Annotated in this window: 20 protein-coding genes; 18 read left to right on the top strand and 2 right to left on the bottom strand. The window is 59.9% G+C overall.

All coding sequences use genetic code 11. The annotated features are described in order from the left end of the window. Nucleotides 1–328: 328 nt before the first annotated feature. The gene (locus tag PJW05_RS16740) at nt 329–568 is read right to left on the bottom strand and encodes a hypothetical protein (RefSeq protein WP_271408108.1); all 240 of its coding nucleotides are present in this window, start codon (nt 566–568) and stop codon (nt 329–331) included. Between the two features lie 268 nt (nt 569–836). Between PJW05_RS16740 and PJW05_RS16745 the strand changes: the two genes are divergently transcribed. The 7 genes from PJW05_RS16745 to PJW05_RS16775 all read left to right on the top strand — a co-directional run bounded on the left by PJW05_RS16745 (nt 837) and on the right by PJW05_RS16775 (nt 6,851). Beyond that, the gene (locus tag PJW05_RS16745) at nt 837–1,082 is read left to right on the top strand and encodes a hypothetical protein (RefSeq protein ID WP_271408109.1); all 246 of its coding nucleotides are present in this window, start codon (nt 837–839) and stop codon (nt 1,080–1,082) included. Between the two features lie 1,163 nt (nt 1,083–2,245). Beyond that, the gene (locus PJW05_RS16750) at nt 2,246–2,941 is read left to right on the top strand and encodes a lytic transglycosylase domain-containing protein (protein ID WP_271408110.1); all 696 of its coding nucleotides are present in this window, start codon (nt 2,246–2,248) and stop codon (nt 2,939–2,941) included. Then, nucleotides 2,910–3,272 (top strand): hypothetical protein, encoded by a 363-nt coding sequence (locus PJW05_RS16755; protein ID WP_271408111.1) that lies wholly within the window; start codon nt 2,910–2,912, stop codon nt 3,270–3,272. Before PJW05_RS16750 ends, PJW05_RS16755 begins: the two co-directional genes overlap by 32 nt. Nucleotides 3,273–3,284: 12 nt before the next feature. Next, nucleotides 3,285–3,683 carry a conjugal transfer protein gene (locus tag PJW05_RS16760; RefSeq protein WP_271408112.1) on the top strand — a complete coding sequence of 133 codons (399 nt, stop codon included), beginning with the start codon at nt 3,285–3,287 and terminating at the stop codon, nt 3,681–3,683. Next, nucleotides 3,661–6,099, top strand: a complete 2,439-nt coding sequence (locus tag PJW05_RS16765) for a VirB4 family type IV secretion system protein (protein ID WP_271408113.1) — start codon at nt 3,661–3,663, stop codon at nt 6,097–6,099. Before PJW05_RS16760 ends, PJW05_RS16765 begins: the two co-directional genes overlap by 23 nt. Nucleotides 6,100–6,240: 141 nt before the next feature. Further along, nucleotides 6,241–6,567, top strand: coding sequence for a type II toxin-antitoxin system RelE/ParE family toxin (locus PJW05_RS16770; protein ID WP_271408114.1), 327 nt, complete (start codon nt 6,241–6,243; stop codon nt 6,565–6,567). Further along, nucleotides 6,564–6,851 (top strand): helix-turn-helix domain-containing protein, encoded by a 288-nt coding sequence (locus PJW05_RS16775; RefSeq protein WP_271408115.1) that lies wholly within the window; start codon nt 6,564–6,566, stop codon nt 6,849–6,851. Before PJW05_RS16770 ends, PJW05_RS16775 begins: the two co-directional genes overlap by 4 nt. A gap of 121 nt (nt 6,852–6,972) precedes the next feature. On the opposite strand, the gene PJW05_RS16780 is transcribed toward PJW05_RS16775, so the two are convergent. After that, on the bottom strand, nt 6,973–7,353 hold the full coding sequence (locus tag PJW05_RS16780; protein WP_271408116.1) for a hypothetical protein: 381 nt from the start codon (nt 7,351–7,353) through the stop codon (nt 6,973–6,975). 239 nt (nt 7,354–7,592) lie between these two features. Between PJW05_RS16780 and virB5 the strand changes: the two genes are divergently transcribed. The 11 genes from virB5 (at nt 7,593) to PJW05_RS16835 (ending at nt 15,739) form a co-directional block, all read left to right on the top strand. Further along, on the top strand, nt 7,593–8,246 hold the full coding sequence (gene virB5 / locus PJW05_RS16785; protein ID WP_271408117.1) for a P-type DNA transfer protein VirB5: 654 nt from the start codon (nt 7,593–7,595) through the stop codon (nt 8,244–8,246). Between the two features lie 15 nt (nt 8,247–8,261). Beyond that, nucleotides 8,262–8,618 carry a hypothetical protein gene (locus PJW05_RS16790; RefSeq protein WP_271408118.1) on the top strand — a complete coding sequence of 119 codons (357 nt, stop codon included), beginning with the start codon at nt 8,262–8,264 and terminating at the stop codon, nt 8,616–8,618. 11 nt (nt 8,619–8,629) lie between these two features. Next, nucleotides 8,630–9,577: a type IV secretion system protein gene (locus PJW05_RS16795; protein ID WP_271408119.1), complete on the top strand. Its 948-nt coding sequence runs from the start codon at nt 8,630–8,632 to the stop codon at nt 9,575–9,577. Nucleotides 9,578–9,654: 77 nt separating this feature from the next. Continuing rightward, on the top strand, nt 9,655–9,819 hold the full coding sequence (locus tag PJW05_RS16800; protein ID WP_271408120.1) for a hypothetical protein: 165 nt from the start codon (nt 9,655–9,657) through the stop codon (nt 9,817–9,819). Continuing rightward, on the top strand, nt 9,800–10,579 hold the full coding sequence (locus PJW05_RS16805) for a virB8 family protein (protein ID WP_271408121.1): 780 nt from the start codon (nt 9,800–9,802) through the stop codon (nt 10,577–10,579). Before PJW05_RS16800 ends, PJW05_RS16805 begins: the two co-directional genes overlap by 20 nt. After that, nucleotides 10,576–11,382: a TrbG/VirB9 family P-type conjugative transfer protein gene (locus tag PJW05_RS16810; RefSeq protein WP_271408122.1), complete on the top strand. Its 807-nt coding sequence runs from the start codon at nt 10,576–10,578 to the stop codon at nt 11,380–11,382. The genes PJW05_RS16805 and PJW05_RS16810 overlap by 4 nt, the downstream gene beginning before the upstream one ends. After that, nucleotides 11,366–12,610: a TrbI/VirB10 family protein gene (locus tag PJW05_RS16815; RefSeq protein ID WP_271408123.1), complete on the top strand. Its 1,245-nt coding sequence runs from the start codon at nt 11,366–11,368 to the stop codon at nt 12,608–12,610. Before PJW05_RS16810 ends, PJW05_RS16815 begins: the two co-directional genes overlap by 17 nt. Before the next feature lie 9 nt (nt 12,611–12,619). Beyond that, nucleotides 12,620–13,657: a P-type DNA transfer ATPase VirB11 gene (gene virB11 / locus PJW05_RS16820; RefSeq protein ID WP_271408124.1), complete on the top strand. Its 1,038-nt coding sequence runs from the start codon at nt 12,620–12,622 to the stop codon at nt 13,655–13,657. Beyond that, nucleotides 13,654–13,827: a hypothetical protein gene (locus tag PJW05_RS16825; RefSeq protein ID WP_271408125.1), complete on the top strand. Its 174-nt coding sequence runs from the start codon at nt 13,654–13,656 to the stop codon at nt 13,825–13,827. The genes virB11 and PJW05_RS16825 overlap by 4 nt, the downstream gene beginning before the upstream one ends. 102 nt (nt 13,828–13,929) lie before the next feature. Then, a complete protein-coding gene (locus PJW05_RS16830; protein WP_271408126.1) occupies nt 13,930–14,226 on the top strand; it encodes a hypothetical protein in 297 nt (98 codons plus the stop codon). Then, the gene (locus PJW05_RS16835) at nt 14,192–15,739 is read left to right on the top strand and encodes a type IV secretory system conjugative DNA transfer family protein (protein WP_271408127.1); all 1,548 of its coding nucleotides are present in this window, start codon (nt 14,192–14,194) and stop codon (nt 15,737–15,739) included. The genes PJW05_RS16830 and PJW05_RS16835 overlap by 35 nt, the downstream gene beginning before the upstream one ends. The last annotated feature ends 48 nt before the right edge of the window (nt 15,740–15,787 follow it).

The raw sequence follows: 15,787 nt of genomic DNA on the forward strand, positions 1-15,787 counted from the left end.
AATGCTTGCAGAAAGCCGGAGCGCCGACAAGCAGCCAACAGAAAGGCCACGTGAGCGAACCTTCCGAACCGATTTCGATGATGCGCCAGGGGCAGACCTACACCCCACCCCACTGAAGCAGCAGGCCCAGACCCGCTACCTCACGAAGCCCGGGAGACAAACCCGCCGAAACACCGCGAAGGGGCACACTCTATCACAGATAAATCAATGACTTGGTGCCATTTCCCTTGACAGCCGCAAACATGCCGGGAATCAGGCTGTGAATTTGCCACGCCGCATCCTCAACCATGAACGCCCGACCCACACACGAATTCGCCAGCCTCCAGGATCATCGACCACCAGCAACGGTCATGATCTCGAACATGAGCTGATCAACCGTCTCATCGAGAGCCCCCGGCCCGACGATCGACTCCAGCGTCACCCCCGTGATGCGCATTGCCTCGGCGGTTTTCGGGTTGTTCAGATAAATATTGATTACGCGCTCTGAGGAGAATTCGCACTTCACCGTGAAGCCCGGCAACACGGCCTGAACTTGCGACTGGAGTCGCCGCTGAAGTCTCTGCTTCATAGTCCCTCCGACAGAAGTTCGCCTCCCGATCAGCAGGCAAGCCTAACCCCGACCACCGACCTGGAGACTAACGCACACTTAAAGGAACGATGAGCGAATCCTTCCCCCCCCAAGAAATGACCGCAACACCCCACTCCCCTGACACCCGAAGCCGCGCTCACGCAAGGGATCGCGCCCCTGGCCCTTCGTCAGATACTCCAGGCGACAGCAACGATACAGGTTCATAGTGGGAATCCGCCCACCAGAGACGCACCTGCCGGAGGCCGCCATGAACAGACGAGACTTCCCAGGGCATACCGCCTGGACCGAAACCCGCATCAACGGTGACTACGCACTGGCATTCATCGCCATCCAACCACTCGAATCCATGACCGGCTCGAAGCTTCACCTGATCTACGACCACGCACACTTCGCCACGCGCACTGACGCCCACAAGGCTGCTGAAGCCGCTCTAAGCAAGATGATCGGTGTCGACTCCTACGGCATGCCACTGTTTGGTTCCAGAGAATACTGACCGCACCACTCGCCCAAGACGAGGAAGCGGGAGCAGCTGGACGCGAAGCGCCACTGGAACGCCGTGATCAAGGACCACCTGACGAAAGCCTTCACCAGGGCTCGGGACGAATCGGAGGCCTACAACGAGATGCCGGAGGCCGAGCGGCCGACGCTTCACGAGATCAGGGCGCTGGATGCCTGACTGCATGAACAGCAGGGCCATCCGCAGGAATATGTTCAGGCGCTGATGGGTCATACCGACGCGAAGGTGACCGAGCACTATCAGGCCGACCACGAGGGGGGGGGGGAGGACGTTCAGCACCAACGCGCGGGCGCCGACCTGCAACTGTAGAGCGGAAGGGCACTTGCCCAAAATATCCCCAAATTTCCCCAAAACAAAAAGGGCGACCCTTTCGGATCGCCCTCTAAGCCCCGCGTGACGCGGGCTCGATTTGGTAGGCACAATTGGACTCGAACCAACGACCCCCACCATGTCAATGTGACGCGGCGTTATCTGTAAGTTATTGAAATACCGACAAAAATTACCGCTTGCCACCATGCCATAGACGGCCAAGGCACTCCATAAAAATCAATAACTTAGCGTTGGATATTCCTACAGTGGTTGCACCATGAGGGCCAATTAGCAATCACCTGCTACCGGTTTCGTGAGATCAGAAGCTGCCCGTCTCTTTACGAAAGATCACATCTCGAAACACTTGTAAGGTGTCAGCGGCCTACTGCCCGAGAAGGTTGCGCAATCGTCCCACAGCCCGCTACACGATCCACCCTTTAAGAACCTGGCCAGAAGGCCACTCCCATCCTTGCCCAATGCGGGCAGCCCTGCTGGCCAGGTCCTGACCAACAGGATATACGGCCCGACTTGGGCATTTCACTTAACAACACCACGCCGGTACCCGCCGGTGGCGCGTTCGTGCGCCCAGAAGAAGGAGGTTCCAATGGAACGACAGAAGAAATCACCCACTACCCAACTCCACATCGGCGCCGAGCACTGCTCCGTTGTGGCTCGCCGAGCTACCGCGGTGGCGTACCACACAGGACGTAGATACACCCCGACCGCCTTCGTTCGCGAACTGATTGATCGCTACAGCGCTCAACTCGAAGCGGAACTCCTGATTAAGGGAGGACACAGGACGTCTACTGAGAACCCACCAGGAGATTGACATGGCACTCGCCACCAGCGCCTTTCTGGCTCTGGCCGCGCAATGTGCCCCTGCTGTCGCTCCCGCCACCCTCCTCCGCCTCGCCTCGCACGAATCGTCTCTAAACCCCTACGCCATTGCGGTCGTGGGGCAGGCCCTGCCGCGTCAGCCGCAGAGCCTGGATGAAGCGCTGGTGATTGCGAATCAATTGGCGAACGAGGGGGCGAGCTTCAGCGTGGGCCTCGGCCAGATCAACAGTCAGCACTTCGAAGCTGATGATCCACAGGAACTGACGTCGCTGTTCGAGCCCTGCAGGAACCTCCAGTTGACGGAGTTCCACCTGCAGGACTGCTACTCCCGCGCTCTGAGCGTGACGCCAAACCCACAAGCCGCGCTGCGCAAGGCGCTGTCCTGCTACTACAGCGGCAATTTCACCCGCGGCTTCAAGCCTGAAGCCGCGTTCGGCAATACCAGCTATGTCGAGCGCGTGCTCGCCCAGGTCGACGGGCCTTTCGTGCCCGCTCCAGACGACTCCGCACCACCCTCACCGGCGCTCACGGCGCCGCCCCCTGCACCACCACAGCCGAGCTACGAGCGCTGGGATGTCCTGCACCAGTTTCCGCGCTTCAACGCGGCTCCGCCGCCGGCACAAGTTCAACCCCAACCCCAAGAGGAAACACCCGCAAATGTTCAAGCAACTGATCGCTTCCGCATGTAACGCTCTGCAGCGCGCCCAGGTACGCCGCCAGCAGCTGGCCGTAATGGCTGTCGCCTTAACCCCGGTACTCGCCCATGCCGATGACGACTGGCTGGCCAAGCTGAACGAGTACGCCGATTACGTTCAACTGGGTCTCTACGCCCTTTCCTTCACCCTCTTCCTCTGCTGTACCGCCTATGGCGGCATCCGTTTGATGGTCGCTCGACTCGCGGGAGACCACTCCTACGGCTGGATGGACTTCCTGCAGATCTTCGTGATCGGGGCTGCAGTCGGCGGTGCCATCGCCGTATTCGCTCCGTGGGCCTGGAAGGCACTCGGCGGCACCTTCTAAGGAGGGCTGCCCATGGCTGACGAGAAACGGCGTTACCGGACCTGGAACGGGATGGATCGGCCAGCGAACTTCAAGGGCATACCCATCATGCCCTTCGTAGGCCTGCTGGTTGGAAACCTGATCACAACAGGTCTGGCCCTGGCAATCATTGGACCCTGGGGGGGACTGGCAATGGTCCCCTTTCTATTGGTCGGGTTCGCCTTCTACTTCGTCAGCTCCATTGATGACCGCTTCATGCGCCGGGTGGCTTTCGCCACCCGCCGCTTCTTCCTGAGCATGCGGTTCGGAAAGGGGCTGATGGTCACTCCGCAAAACCCAAGATGGAGTCATTTCTATGGCAAGCGCTTTGCACTCTGCCGTCATGTCACCCGAGGTGCTGACGCCCCTAATGGAGCATCACGTCGGGCATGAATGCATCGTTAAACTCGCGCCGAATCGGCTGTTGAGTGTGATTCGCCTCAAAGGCATCTCTCATGAGATGACCGACCAGGCCGAGTTGGACCGCCAGTACGAGCGGTTGAATCGGTACTTCCTCGCCCTGGGCAAGAAAGAGGGGGCAAACCTGATGCTGCAGGCCTACATCACCAAGGCAGGCCTCCAGCTGGATACGCAGTTCAATATGCCGCTGACGGCCCTGCAGGACTTCGTAGACGCTTACACCCGGCCTTTCCGCAATGGCACCTATCGCCAGGTCGGCTACACGCTGGTCCTGATCCTGCGCTACCGCGACCTGGACGACGGGATCAAGCGCATGACCGAGCTGCTGATGGTCTCCAGGACGATGCTGGCGGACTATGACCCCGCCTTCATGGGGATCGAGGAGAACCGGCACGGCGCTCTGATCTCCCAGGTTGGACGCTTCTTCAGCCAGGTGTTCAATGGCGATGAACAGGACGTGCTGATCGGCGACACGCGCCTTGGCGATGCGGTGATCGACAGCGTGACGAACTTCGAAGCCATGGACTATGTGCAGGTGCGTCCGAACAAGGGCGGCAAGCGTTACGCAACCACCTATGACCTGCGCAGCTTGCCGAACGCCGGCACCTTCTCGGGGATATGGGACGAGGCGGTTGGCCAGCAGATCGATTTCACCCTGGTGCAAATGTTCCTCTTCGAGGACCGCAACAAGGCGAAAAGGGCGCTCACCAAGCAGATCTTCGACCTGAGCCAGACCGAGGGGGAGAACAAGCAAACTCAGGAGCTGGACGAGGCCATTGAGGGCATAACGCTCGGTGAGCTGAGCTTTGGCCGCTTTCACGCCGCTTTGGTGGTGTATGGCGACACACCCGATGCGGCGATCGAGAACGGGGCGAAGATGGAGTCGATCTTCAGCACCTACGACACATCGTTCGTGCGTTCGACCATCACCAACGTGTACAGCTGGTTTGCGCAGTTCCCGGCCTACCTCGACGTGCCCTACCCGCAAACGAAATCGACCGAGAACCTGGCCTGCACCTTCTCGCTGCACACGACGCCAAGCGGCAAGGCCAAGGGCAATCCGATTGGCGATGGTTCGGCGCTGATGCCCGCCCGGACGGCCACGGACGGGATGTATTTCCTCAACGCGCATGACAGCCCGGCCGGGCAGAACAGCCTGGGCGAGAAGTTACCCGGGCACATGTGCTTCACCGGTATGACGGGCGCGGGCAAGACGACGGCAGAAGCCATCACCCTGGTGTTCCTGAGCCGGTTCAATCCGATGCTGTTCGCCATCGACTACAACCGCTCGCTGGAAAACCTGCTGCGCGCACTCAACACGCAGTATTTCGCCATCGAACCCATGCAACCCACCGGCATCAACCCGTTCCAGCTGCCGGATACGCCGCAGTTGCGGCAGTTTCTGTACGAGACGGTGGTGGCCTGTGCCGGCGGCGTCGATCAGTGCTCCCAGGAGGAAGAGCGGCAGATTCAACACTCCATTGAAGCGGTACTGCAGCATTCGGAGGTGAAGAACCGCAGCCTGTCGTTGCTGCTGCAAAACATCCCGCTCCTGGGCGGAAACTGCCTGCATACCCGACTGATGAAGTGGAGCCGCACGCTCAATGGGCCGTACGCGTGGGTACTGGACTCCGCGGTCAACCAGTTCGATCCGAAGCAGTACCGCCGACTGGCCTTCGACTGCACCAACGTCTTGAAGAAGGAATTCGTCAAGAACCACCCGGTGGCCATTCAGGTGCTGCTGAACACGCTGTTCTTCCTGAAGCGCCTGGTCCAGCAAAACGAGCCGGGCAGCCTGATGGTCGATGTGGTCGCGGAGTACTGGGTGCCGTTGTCGTTCGAAAGCACCGCGGACGCAATCAAGGAGATCCTGAAGGCAGGCCGGACCCGTGGCGAGACCCTGATTATGGACACCCAGTCGCCCGAGGACTCGGCAGATAGCGAGTACGGCCCAGCCGTGGTGCAGCAAACCATCACCACTGTCTGGCTCGCCAACACGAAAGCAGACGCAGAGTCCTACGCAAAGTTTGGCATCAAGGGAAAAGTCTTCGATGTGATCAAGGGGCTGCACCCACAGGACCGGGGGATGGTGGTGGTGCAAGGGCACCAGGCGGTCCAGTTGAAGATGGACCTTCCCGCGGAGCTGAAGTACTGGCTGCCACTGCTGTCGACCACCACGGAAAACTCGGCCATCGCGCAGGAAATCCGCCATTGCCTGGCCACGGACGACCCTGAAATCTGGGTACCGGCGCTGCTGGAGGCCTGTAGGAACGAGCCGGACAGCCTCTCTGCTCAGATCCGCCAAGGGCTGCGCACCGAGGTCCCGTCCCTCTGGGTACCGTCATTCCTGGAGGACCGACGCGATCGCACTGTTACGACCACCGCCTGATTTTCGCGTCCGTGAAATTCAACATCAAGCCTAGTTCTCCGGACCAGGCTTGATGCCCTGCATGGCGGAAAATTACTGAATTCGATAATTTTGCTTGTCGGAATTATCGATTCCGATAAAACTAGACATGGAAGCCTACCCATGAAAGCTGTGGAATTTCTGGCGGACGCCCTCGAGCGCTTACGCAATTTCCCGATGGCTGTCCGCCGCGAGGCGGGCTATCAACTGGACCGCATTCAACATGGTCTGGAGCCCAGCGACTGGAAGCCGATGGTAGCCATCGGCGCAGGCGTGCGAGAAATCCGGATTCGAGAGGCCTCCGGGGCCTTCCGTGTGATCTACCTGGCGACTCTGCCGGATGCCGTGTATGTCCTTCACGCCTTCCAGAAGAAGACCCAGGCCACACCCAAGGCGGATATTGACCTGGCGGCGATGCGCCTCCGCGAACTTCTGAGGACCAGGAAATGATCGAAAGCCAGCGTTTCAATAGTGTGTGGGACGCCATTGAGGACACCCCAGAGCAGGCGGCGAATATGCGCCTTCGCTCGGCGCTGCTGATGGCCATCATGGAACGTGTCGAGAGCTGGGAAGGCACCGCCGCCGAGCGCGCCCAGCGCCTAGGCATCACCGCACCGCGCTATAGCAACCTCAAGCACGGCAAGATCGAGGCCTTTAGTCTGGACGCCTTGGTGGCCTTGGCCGATGCGGCTGGCTTGGCGGTGGCCTGGACGATCAGCCCCAAGGTGGCCTGACCTCCTCCCCCAGCGACTGGAAAGAGGTTGATGGTGAACTGGCGCGCAGAACTGTAGCCAGTTCTGCGCGCCAGAATCCTCCGCAAGACGGCCCGTACCAGGGTACAGATTCCTTTCAACTTCAACCCGCTTCGCTGTCTTTGCGATTTGATCGCCAATGGTAGATGTAGAGGCCTACCAGGCCGATCGGGGCGATGAAGATTGCGAAGGTCCAGCACAGGCCCATCGTCAGCCACTTCCACCAAAGCATTACGAAGAGGTTACTGATGATCATGTTGTCGCCCACGACGAAGTCGACAACAGTTTCATAAACGAAACGAGAGTATGGATAAAGCAGCGTTATTACCCCAAGAAACACATAGAACCCAAGGGGAACGGGCTTCGTGGCATAGAAGGCCACAGCTACGAATATAGCCGTGAACAGCGAGCCGAAGAACAGTTGCCGTAAGTAATAGGCCCTGGATAGCCCTCCAAAGCTCATCTGCAAGACGTTTCGCATCATTTCACTTCTCCTATTGATATGACGTCCTGCCGTTCTAGAACATTCACGAATTCGCTGTATGTAGGCCCCTTCTCCAGGCGCGCTCCGAATTATCGGAAGTTAAACCCCTCCCTTCATCACCAGCCGCTGCCTGCGCAGATCTTCGCGCGCAGGCAGCGCGATCTGCTATCGCTCACCCACACGACAATCTTTGCCAAGGCCTACCCAGGCCACGGCGCCAATCTCTGAGAATTTTCCCAATGAAGAAGACGCTTCGCGCGCTGGCTCTGGCCAGCGCAGCACTCTCTGCTGCGCCGCTGATTCAGGCCAGCGGTATCCCCACCATCGACGTCGCGAGCATTGCGCAAATGGTCCTTGATGCGCAGGCCCAGGCCCAGCAAGCCCTGGACGCCCTGAATACCGCGAAGACCGGCATCGCCCAGGCAAAGGCACAGTACGAGCACTACAAGAGCATCGCGACGGGTAACGACCAGCTCGGTGCGTTTCTCGATGACCCCGCGCTGAATCGCCTGCTCCCCATGGGGGACTGGTCAGAAATGTATGACAACGTGAAGGACATTACCGGCCTTCGAAATAAGTACGGGCTGATTTCCACGGACCGGGATGTTCAGAGAAGGTTCGACCAGCTGCTGGCTGTCGCGGGTGCGTTGGAGGACAACTACAACGCGAGCACTGCGCGAGTGAAGAACGCCGAGAAATTGCGGCAGAAGCTCGATGAAGTGCAAACCCCGCAGCAAAAGGAAGACCTGAACCTGCGATACCAACAGGAATTCCTCGAATTGCAGAACCAGCAGCTGCGGCTAACCAATATGCAAATGCTCTCCGAAGAAAAAAGGCGCATAGATAGCAATCGGACTGCGCAAAAGATCATGGAGAGAATGGAGTCCAACTGAAATGAGTAAATCTATATGCGCGCAATTGTGAAAATGAAAATCATGACCCTTGCCACAGTTGCAGTAGCGACTCTGATGTCCGGATGTGATTCTCCTGATAGATCAATGGACTTTATCGGGGATTGGATACAGATCAGGGAAGAGAATGGATATCCAGACAAAATCACCATCACCTGCGATGGCGAACGTTGTGTGTGGAGTTCTTATCTGGGATTCGAAGCGCAAATGAACGGCGGTGTATACGGAAGCCCCTCGATTACAAATCCGCCAATTGTTGATGGTGTCTTGGATTGGGGACACGGCAAAACAGCGTATGTCAAAGATGGAAAACTCCACTTCGGCGGCAAGGTGTTTTCTCGAAAGCAGAATTAGGTGAGTGAGATATGGCAATACAGGTTGAAATTGTAGCGCCACTCTTTGACTCCATCGATGCAACCCTCCAAAGCACCCTGGTCAGCGGAACGGCCAGGGTGATTTCTGGTTTGGGAATGCTTTATGGGGCATTTTGGGTGCTTCAGATCACGGCCAAGAGTTTGGCGTGGTACTGGCGAGGGCTTAACGTAGCTATTGAGGAGATTGTTTGGTCGACGATTAAAATGGCCGCCATCGCCGCATGCGCGTTCAATATAGGCTGGTATATAAGCACTGTTGTCCCCTTCGTAAACGGCTTTCCCGAGTGGATTTCAACTCAACTCTCCACTGGAAGCGAGGAACAGGCGAACTTAGTCGACAGCACAATATCAACCTACATAAATTTGGTGGTCGATTACTGCAAAGCAATGAAGTTTAATCCATTCGTAGAGGATTTGGACAAGGTATTAATGGCGGTTGTCGGACTTGTTTTTATTATCTTGGGCGGGACTCCGTTCTTCACAGTAGCCGTGGCAACACTGTTAACGTTAAAGATTGCCACTACGCTGATCCTCATTCTTGGCCCGCTATTTATCGCTTTCCTTTTATACGACCAGACTAGGCAATGGTTCTGGGGATGGGTATCAGTAATCGGAGGGTTTATGCTTACACAGATACTTTTCGCTTCTGTTCTAGCTTTAGAGATTGGCTATATAAAAACATCCGTGCTTCCGAGCGGAGCTGAGTCAGTTGGTTGGACCACGATCATGGCAATTCTTCTGGTATTCAACGGGTTCACTGTCCTGGCCACTTCCCTGCCCAATATTGCAGCCTCAATCATGGGCGGAGGCGGCATTCCCACTACGAGTGCAGGAGGGCTTATGGGTAAAACCCTCGGTGCCGCGACGGGCCTGAGCATGGCCAAGCAGATGGGCGCCTACTTCGCAGCGAGTCGCCTGCTCCGCAACAGAATCAGCTGACGGCTGATCCGCTACTCCCCTTCCCTGCTCCATCGCGGCCTCCCGCCGCATCGATCCAACTCCAATAGGACACTCATATGAACCGCAACCCCATGCGTGTGGGCGTGCTGCTTTGTGCTGCCTTGCTTTCAGCCTGCAGCAGCCCGCCAAAGCTCAAGGAACCCTCTGGCCCCTGGGTCGAAGCAAACCTCTCGTCTTTCCATGCCAAACAGGAGATCTGTGATGTTCCGTCGAAAAAGTAAGGCGGCCGTCCTCCAGGAGGAACGCCGGATCAGCCACGCGGCGGCGGCTCCGCTGACGCTGGAAACCTCGCTGAATATCCAGGCCTACACCCAGGCAGCGCGTTACTTCGAGCAGAGCGTTGCCGCGGGTGAAAAGCGCAAGGCGACCGTATGGCGCCGTATCGCGCTCTTCTGCATGGTGGTGACCTTCATGGCGGTGGCGGCGGTGATGGGCCTGACGCCGTTGAAGAAGGTGGAGCCGTACCTGGTCCGGGTCGACAACAACACCGGCTACACGGACCTGGTCCCGCCACTGCAGGACGCTCCAAATCCACAGCAGATCGAAGACGAGATGTGGATTGCCAATTACGTGAAGTTCCGCGAGTCGTACAACTTTGCGGACCAGAAGCAGCGCTATGACGTGGTACGGCTGCTCTCGTACGACGACACCTTTGGCGAGTACCGCAACTTCCAGTTGTCGAGCAAGGGCTACGCCCAGGTGCTGGGCGATTCCCAGCAGCTTCGGGTGACGATCAACAACATCGTCTTCCTGCCCAACCCGCCTGGCACGAAGCCGAAGTTCCGCACGGCCCAGGTGCGCTACACGAAGTCCCCCCTCGACCGCCAGGGCGAGCCGTTGCGATCCATCGAGCCGACGACCTGGCTGGTCAGCTTGAGCTTCGACTACCAACACCCCCCGAAAAACCGCGAACAACGCTGGATCAACCCGAGGGGATTCGGGGTGGTGGCGTACTCGCAGGCGCAGGAGGTCAGGCAATGAGAGCATTCACGATAGCGTTCGTTATGGGCATGGCCATCAGCTGGATGATGTTCGCAACCTTGGCCAATGCCGAAACGATGGGACGCGGCAGCTTCCTGGATGACCGCGTGCAGACGGCCACCTACAGCGCGGACGACGTCTTCCGCGTGCAGGCCGTGGTGGGGCGTACCGCTCTGGTGCAGCTGCAATACGACGAGTCGGTGAACAACGAGCAGGGCCTGATGGTCACGGGTGACCCCACCGCCTGGGCCATCGGGGTGAACCAGCGGGGCAACCTAATTGGTATCAAGCCGACCACCGCCAATGAGCCGAACACCAATCTGATCATCAGCACCGACCGCCGTACCTACGTACTGGAGTTGAAGCTGGTCCCCAAGGTAGCCGATTCGACTTACCTGCTGCGCTGGAACTACCCGGAGCTGAAGAAGGCCACTCTCCCCTCGCGGGCGTTCAACCACAATCCCTGTGCCTGTGGGCGGCGCAATACCGCGTACCGAAAGCAGGGGGACCTGGAGCTGTCGCCGACCGAGGTCTGGGACAACGGCACCTTTACCTGCCTGAGATTCGCGGCCAGCTCGCCCCGGCCGGTGCTCTACCAGGTACTGCCGGACGGCACGGAGACACTCGCCAACACTCGCCCAGTCGGGGACGTGCTGGTGGTGCATGGCCTGAGCAAGGAATTTCGACTGCGGCTCAACGACCAGGTGCTGGCTCTGCAGACCCGCCAGGTCGGTGCTTCGCACAACTACAACGGCACGACCACTGGTGAGTATCGGGAGGTGAAACGTGCAGAAACCAAATGACGCCGAAGCCCCGGTCGATGCCGGTGCGGTGCCGGAAAGTACCCTCGCCCGAGGGGCGTTCGACTTGAGGCAGAAGCGGTCCGGGCAATCCGGGACCTGGAAGATGGTGCTGGCCATCCTGGCCGGCGGCCTCTTGTTCATAGCGCTGTTTGTCGGTGGCTTCATGGTTATTTTCAGCTCTGCGCCGAAATCCGACGCCGTCGACGAGGAGAAGGCTTTCGCCGACCCGGCGCTGCAGCGCAAGGAAACCGACGATGACAGCTACGAGCAGATGCTGAAGAAAAAGCGCCTGCAGATGCAGAAGGAGGCTGATGAACAAGAGAAAGCCCGGCAGGAACTGTTGGCCAGCCAGAAAGTGGCGGCCCCTCCCCCGTCTGACGCCGGCAGGGAGAGAGCTCAGCCTGCGCAGCGCCCGCGTAACGCGGCCAGGGGATCGTCCTCATCCAAGGGTGAACCGCTGACACCCGCGGAACGCCGTCTGAGTGGTGGCGTGGTGATGACGGTCGCCGCTGGCGAGCAGTCCGGAGGGCGCGCAAAACCCGCTGCCGAAGAGGAAGAGGACCGGGCCACCAACGGCTCAGATCGATCGGAGCTGAACAATCTGGGCGGTACCCGCTTCGCCAGCACCAAGGCGAAGCTGGCACCGGACGGGACCTACCTGCTGGCCCACAACACCTATGCGCGCTGCGCGCTTTACACGGAAATCATCACGGACAACCCGGGGCTGATCGAGTGCCGGCTGACCGATCCGCTGTACTCAGCCAACGGCAGGACGGTGCTGGCCGAGGCCGGGGCCCGCTTGTTCGGCGAGCAGCGCACTGCGGTGAAGCAAGGGCAACAGCGGGTGTTCACCGCCTGGACGGAGATGGAGGCCAACAACGGCTCGGATCGGCCGGTCCGCGTGCGCCTGGACAGCCTCGGCGCCGGCCCCATGGGAGCCAGTGGCACGCAGGCGTGGATCGACAACCACTGGGCGGAACGGACTGGCGGTGCGCTGATGCTGTCGCTGTTCCAGGACGTGATGGCGGGCATTTCCAATGCCACCCAGACGTCGAGCAAGGACGGCTACACCGTCAACAACACCGAGCGAAACGTGGAGGGCCTGGGCGAGAAGGTGCTGGATAGCACGATCAACATCCCACCGACGGCCTACATCCTGCCCGGCACGGTCATGACGGTGATCGTGGCGCGGGATATCGACTTCTCCACCGTCTACGAAAACCACTGAGGTGCAGCTATGGATGCTTCACAAGCCATCGGCCTGGCGCCGGATACGCTGCTGCGTGACCGGCTGCTCCAGGCCGGGATAACACAGCGGCTGGCACGCCCTGGCGTGACCGAGGTCGCGATCAACCGACCCGGCGAGATCTGGACCGACTCCGCGCAGGGTTGGCAGCGCGAAGAGGCTCCCTTCCTGACCGAGGCGGCGTGTCAGGCGCTGTATACGGTGATGGGGACCTATGCGAACCGCCCGCTGACGCCTGACTCACCAATCCAGACGCTGGAGCTGCCAGATGGTGAGCGGGCGCTGGTGGTGGTACCGCCGGCCTGCGAACGCGGAACCTGCTCGATCACGATCCGCAAGCCCTCTCTGGACCGCTTCGCCCTGGGTGATTACATCCAGGGCGGGCGATTCGCCCAGGCCAAGGCGGTGGCCACCTCCACCGTCGAGCTGGAGGATTGGCAGCTGGCAATGCGGCGGGCTCATGGTGATGGCGACTGGGGAACCTTCTTCCCGCTGGCCATCGAGCATCGGCAGAACATCATCATTTTCGGCGGGCCTGGCTCCGGCAAAACCACCTACGGCAAGGCGCTGATCGACCTGTACCCGGTGGAGCGCCGGTTGATCACCATCGAAGAGATCAACGAGCTGCAGCTGCCCTTGCACCCAAACCACGTGCACCTGCTGTACGGCGGCAAGGTGCGGCCGAAGGAGTTGGTGGCGGCCACGCTCCGGATGAAGCCGGATCACCTGTTCCTGGCCGAGCTGACGGGCGATGAAGCCTGGCACTTCATGGAGATCCTCAACACCGGCAACCCTGGAACGGTGACGACGGCTCACGCCAACGGCAGCCTGGAGGGCTTCGCCCGTATCGCGGGCCTGGTCAAACAGTCTGTTGTGGGCCAGGGCCTGGAGATGGACTACATCCTGCGCGAGGTTCGGGCCTCGTTCGACGTGGTGGTGTACATGGAGCGCAAGCAGATCCTGGAGGTGCACTACGAACCCGAGGCCAAGCTGGCATTGCTCAACAGCAAGAGCGGGAGGGAGGCATGAAGTTCCTGCTGATCGGCCTCGGCGTGTTCCTGGCGTTCCTGCTGATGATCGGCGGGCTAGTCGCCCTCTCCCTGAAGAACGCGGCGGCTCGCAACCTCCACGGTAACGCCCGCTTCGCCAACAACCAGGAGCTTAAGGCCTACGAGTATCGCGGCCCTTACGATTCCTGACTCTCCACCCGGGCCGTCACCATGACGGTCTGACTTTCTCCATTTTCGCGTCCGCGAAAATCATCTCCCTGCGCTGCCGGCGCACGGGAAGGGACATCACTTATGAGCACTCTGCACGCGCAGGCGCGAGGCCGCCTGCCCGCGAACCATTGCGCCTATGCCTTTCAGTTGGGGTTCGAGGGCGTGGCGTTCATGTCACCGGAGTCGGCGCTCCGCGAGTTTCGCCGCGCGCATCACAACGCACCCGACGCCGACGCCTGGCGCGACTACTCGGCCGGCGCTGCTGCTGCCCGGGCCGAACGCGTTGAACTGCGCATGACCCCGGAACGCTTCCGGGACTATCAGTTTAAGAAGGCGAAGCAAGATGGCCAAGACGAAAGCCCCGCAGTACAGCCCTGAAAATCCGCAGCAGCAGATCGATCAGTATCCGGGGCTGTTGATCGGCAAGCACCCACGCAAGAACCAGTTCCTGTGCAGCTATGGCCAGACCTTCGTGCTGCTGGCCGCGCCGCCGGGAACCGGCAAGGGGGTGGGGATCGTGATTCCCAATCTGCTGACCTATCCGGATTCGGTGGTGGTCAATGATCCGAAGTTCGAAAACTGGGAGAAGACCGCTGGCTTCCGGGCGTCCGCCGGGCAGCAGGTGTTTCGCTTCTCCCCCGAGCGACTGGAAACGCACCGCTGGAACCCGCTCAGCAGCATCAGCCGGGATGAGAACTACCGCCTCGGCGAGATCCGCACGATGGCCCGCGTGCTGTTCGTGTCGGAGAACCCGAAGAACCAGGAGTGGTACAACAAGGCCGCCGATGTCTTCGTGGCTCTGGTGCTGTACCTGATGGAGACGCCGGAGCTGCCCTGTACCTTGCCGCAGATTTATGAGTTCGCCGCCCTGGGCACAGGGTTGGGCGCCTGGGCACTGCAAGCACTGTCCGAGCGGCAGGCTGGGTCCCGTCCGCTCTCGAAAGAGTGTTTCCGTGAGCTGAACGGGGTCTACCAGGCGTCGAAGAACACCAGTTCGGGATGGTCCACCACCATGGATATTCTGCGCGGTGTGTTCAGCATGTATGGCGAGCGAACCGTCGCCTGGGCGGTCTCGGGCGATGACATCGACTTTGCCAAAGCGCGGGAGGTGCGGACCTCGATCTACTTCTGCTGCACCAACGATGCGCTGAAGAAGTTCGCGCCGCTGATGAACCTGTTCTTCTCGCAGGCCATCAAGCTCAACTCCAGGGTGCTGCCGGAGCAAGGCGGCCATTGTCCGGATGGCTCGTTGCGCCTGAAGTACCAGCTGCTGTTCCTGATCGACGAGCTCGCGGTCATGGGCCGGATGGAAGAGATGGAGACCGCACCAGCTCTCACCCGGGGCGCGGGCCTGCGCTTTCTGGTGATCTTCCAGGACAAGGACCAGATTCGCGCCGACCGCTGTTATGGCCGGGAGGCGGCCGACGGCATCATGAAGGCCTTTCACATCGAGGTGGTCTATGCCCCCGGTGATCCGAAGCTGGCCAAGGAGTACAGCGAACGGCTGGGCAATACGACGGTGCGCGTGATGAACGAGTCGTACAACAAGGGCAAGCACGGTAGTCGGACGCAGAGCTACAGCTACCAGCCTCGACCGCTGATGCTGCCGCAGGAAATAGACGCGATGCCTTATCACCAGGAGCTGATCTTCATCCAGGGTACGACCAATGCCCCGCCGGTGAAGATCAAGGCACGCAAGATCAAGTACTACGAGGATCCGGCGCTCAAGGACCGCGCTGGCCTCCCTCCCCCATCCGTCCCGGTCGGTGACGAAACCCTGCTGAAGACCCTGACGGTGCCCGTCCGCATCGGCGCCAAGCCTATCGCCGTACAGGCACCGCACGACCAGGAGATCAAGAGCGAGCTCAGCCGCCGAAACGAAGGCGAGTAACCCGCTCCCGCGTCTCCATCCCTGTTTGCGTTATCTGCCCCAGAAGGT

Origin of the sequence: Pseudomonas sp. Q1-7 (assembly GCF_028010285.1) — a bacterium.
GTDB lineage: Bacteria > Pseudomonadota > Gammaproteobacteria > Pseudomonadales > Pseudomonadaceae > Metapseudomonas.

What these genes read in the sequence shown, in the direction of transcription:
- PJW05_RS16740 (WP_271408108.1), bottom strand. Translation starts at nt 568, where the DNA reads ATGAAGCAGAGACTTCAGCGGCGACTCCAGTCGCAAGTTCAGGCCGTG.
- PJW05_RS16745 (WP_271408109.1), top strand. Translation starts at nt 837, where the DNA reads ATGAACAGACGAGACTTCCCAGGGCATACCGCCTGGACCGAAACCCGC.
- PJW05_RS16750 (WP_271408110.1), top strand. Translation starts at nt 2,246, where the DNA reads ATGGCACTCGCCACCAGCGCCTTTCTGGCTCTGGCCGCGCAATGTGCC.
- PJW05_RS16755 (WP_271408111.1), top strand. Translation starts at nt 2,910, where the DNA reads ATGTTCAAGCAACTGATCGCTTCCGCATGTAACGCTCTGCAGCGCGCC.
- PJW05_RS16760 (WP_271408112.1), top strand. Translation starts at nt 3,285, where the DNA reads ATGGCTGACGAGAAACGGCGTTACCGGACCTGGAACGGGATGGATCGG.
- PJW05_RS16765 (WP_271408113.1), top strand. Translation starts at nt 3,661, where the DNA reads ATGGAGCATCACGTCGGGCATGAATGCATCGTTAAACTCGCGCCGAAT.
- PJW05_RS16770 (WP_271408114.1), top strand. Translation starts at nt 6,241, where the DNA reads ATGAAAGCTGTGGAATTTCTGGCGGACGCCCTCGAGCGCTTACGCAAT.
- PJW05_RS16775 (WP_271408115.1), top strand. Translation starts at nt 6,564, where the DNA reads ATGATCGAAAGCCAGCGTTTCAATAGTGTGTGGGACGCCATTGAGGAC.
- PJW05_RS16780 (WP_271408116.1), bottom strand. Translation starts at nt 7,353, where the DNA reads ATGATGCGAAACGTCTTGCAGATGAGCTTTGGAGGGCTATCCAGGGCC.
- virB5 (WP_271408117.1), top strand. Translation starts at nt 7,593, where the DNA reads ATGAAGAAGACGCTTCGCGCGCTGGCTCTGGCCAGCGCAGCACTCTCT.
- PJW05_RS16790 (WP_271408118.1), top strand. Translation starts at nt 8,262, where the DNA reads ATGCGCGCAATTGTGAAAATGAAAATCATGACCCTTGCCACAGTTGCA.
- PJW05_RS16795 (WP_271408119.1), top strand. Translation starts at nt 8,630, where the DNA reads ATGGCAATACAGGTTGAAATTGTAGCGCCACTCTTTGACTCCATCGAT.
- PJW05_RS16800 (WP_271408120.1), top strand. Translation starts at nt 9,655, where the DNA reads ATGAACCGCAACCCCATGCGTGTGGGCGTGCTGCTTTGTGCTGCCTTG.
- PJW05_RS16805 (WP_271408121.1), top strand. Translation starts at nt 9,800, where the DNA reads ATGTTCCGTCGAAAAAGTAAGGCGGCCGTCCTCCAGGAGGAACGCCGG.
- PJW05_RS16810 (WP_271408122.1), top strand. Translation starts at nt 10,576, where the DNA reads ATGAGAGCATTCACGATAGCGTTCGTTATGGGCATGGCCATCAGCTGG.
- virB11 (WP_271408124.1), top strand. Translation starts at nt 12,620, where the DNA reads ATGGATGCTTCACAAGCCATCGGCCTGGCGCCGGATACGCTGCTGCGT.
- PJW05_RS16825 (WP_271408125.1), top strand. Translation starts at nt 13,654, where the DNA reads ATGAAGTTCCTGCTGATCGGCCTCGGCGTGTTCCTGGCGTTCCTGCTG.
- PJW05_RS16830 (WP_271408126.1), top strand. Translation starts at nt 13,930, where the DNA reads ATGAGCACTCTGCACGCGCAGGCGCGAGGCCGCCTGCCCGCGAACCAT.
- PJW05_RS16835 (WP_271408127.1), top strand. Translation starts at nt 14,192, where the DNA reads ATGGCCAAGACGAAAGCCCCGCAGTACAGCCCTGAAAATCCGCAGCAG.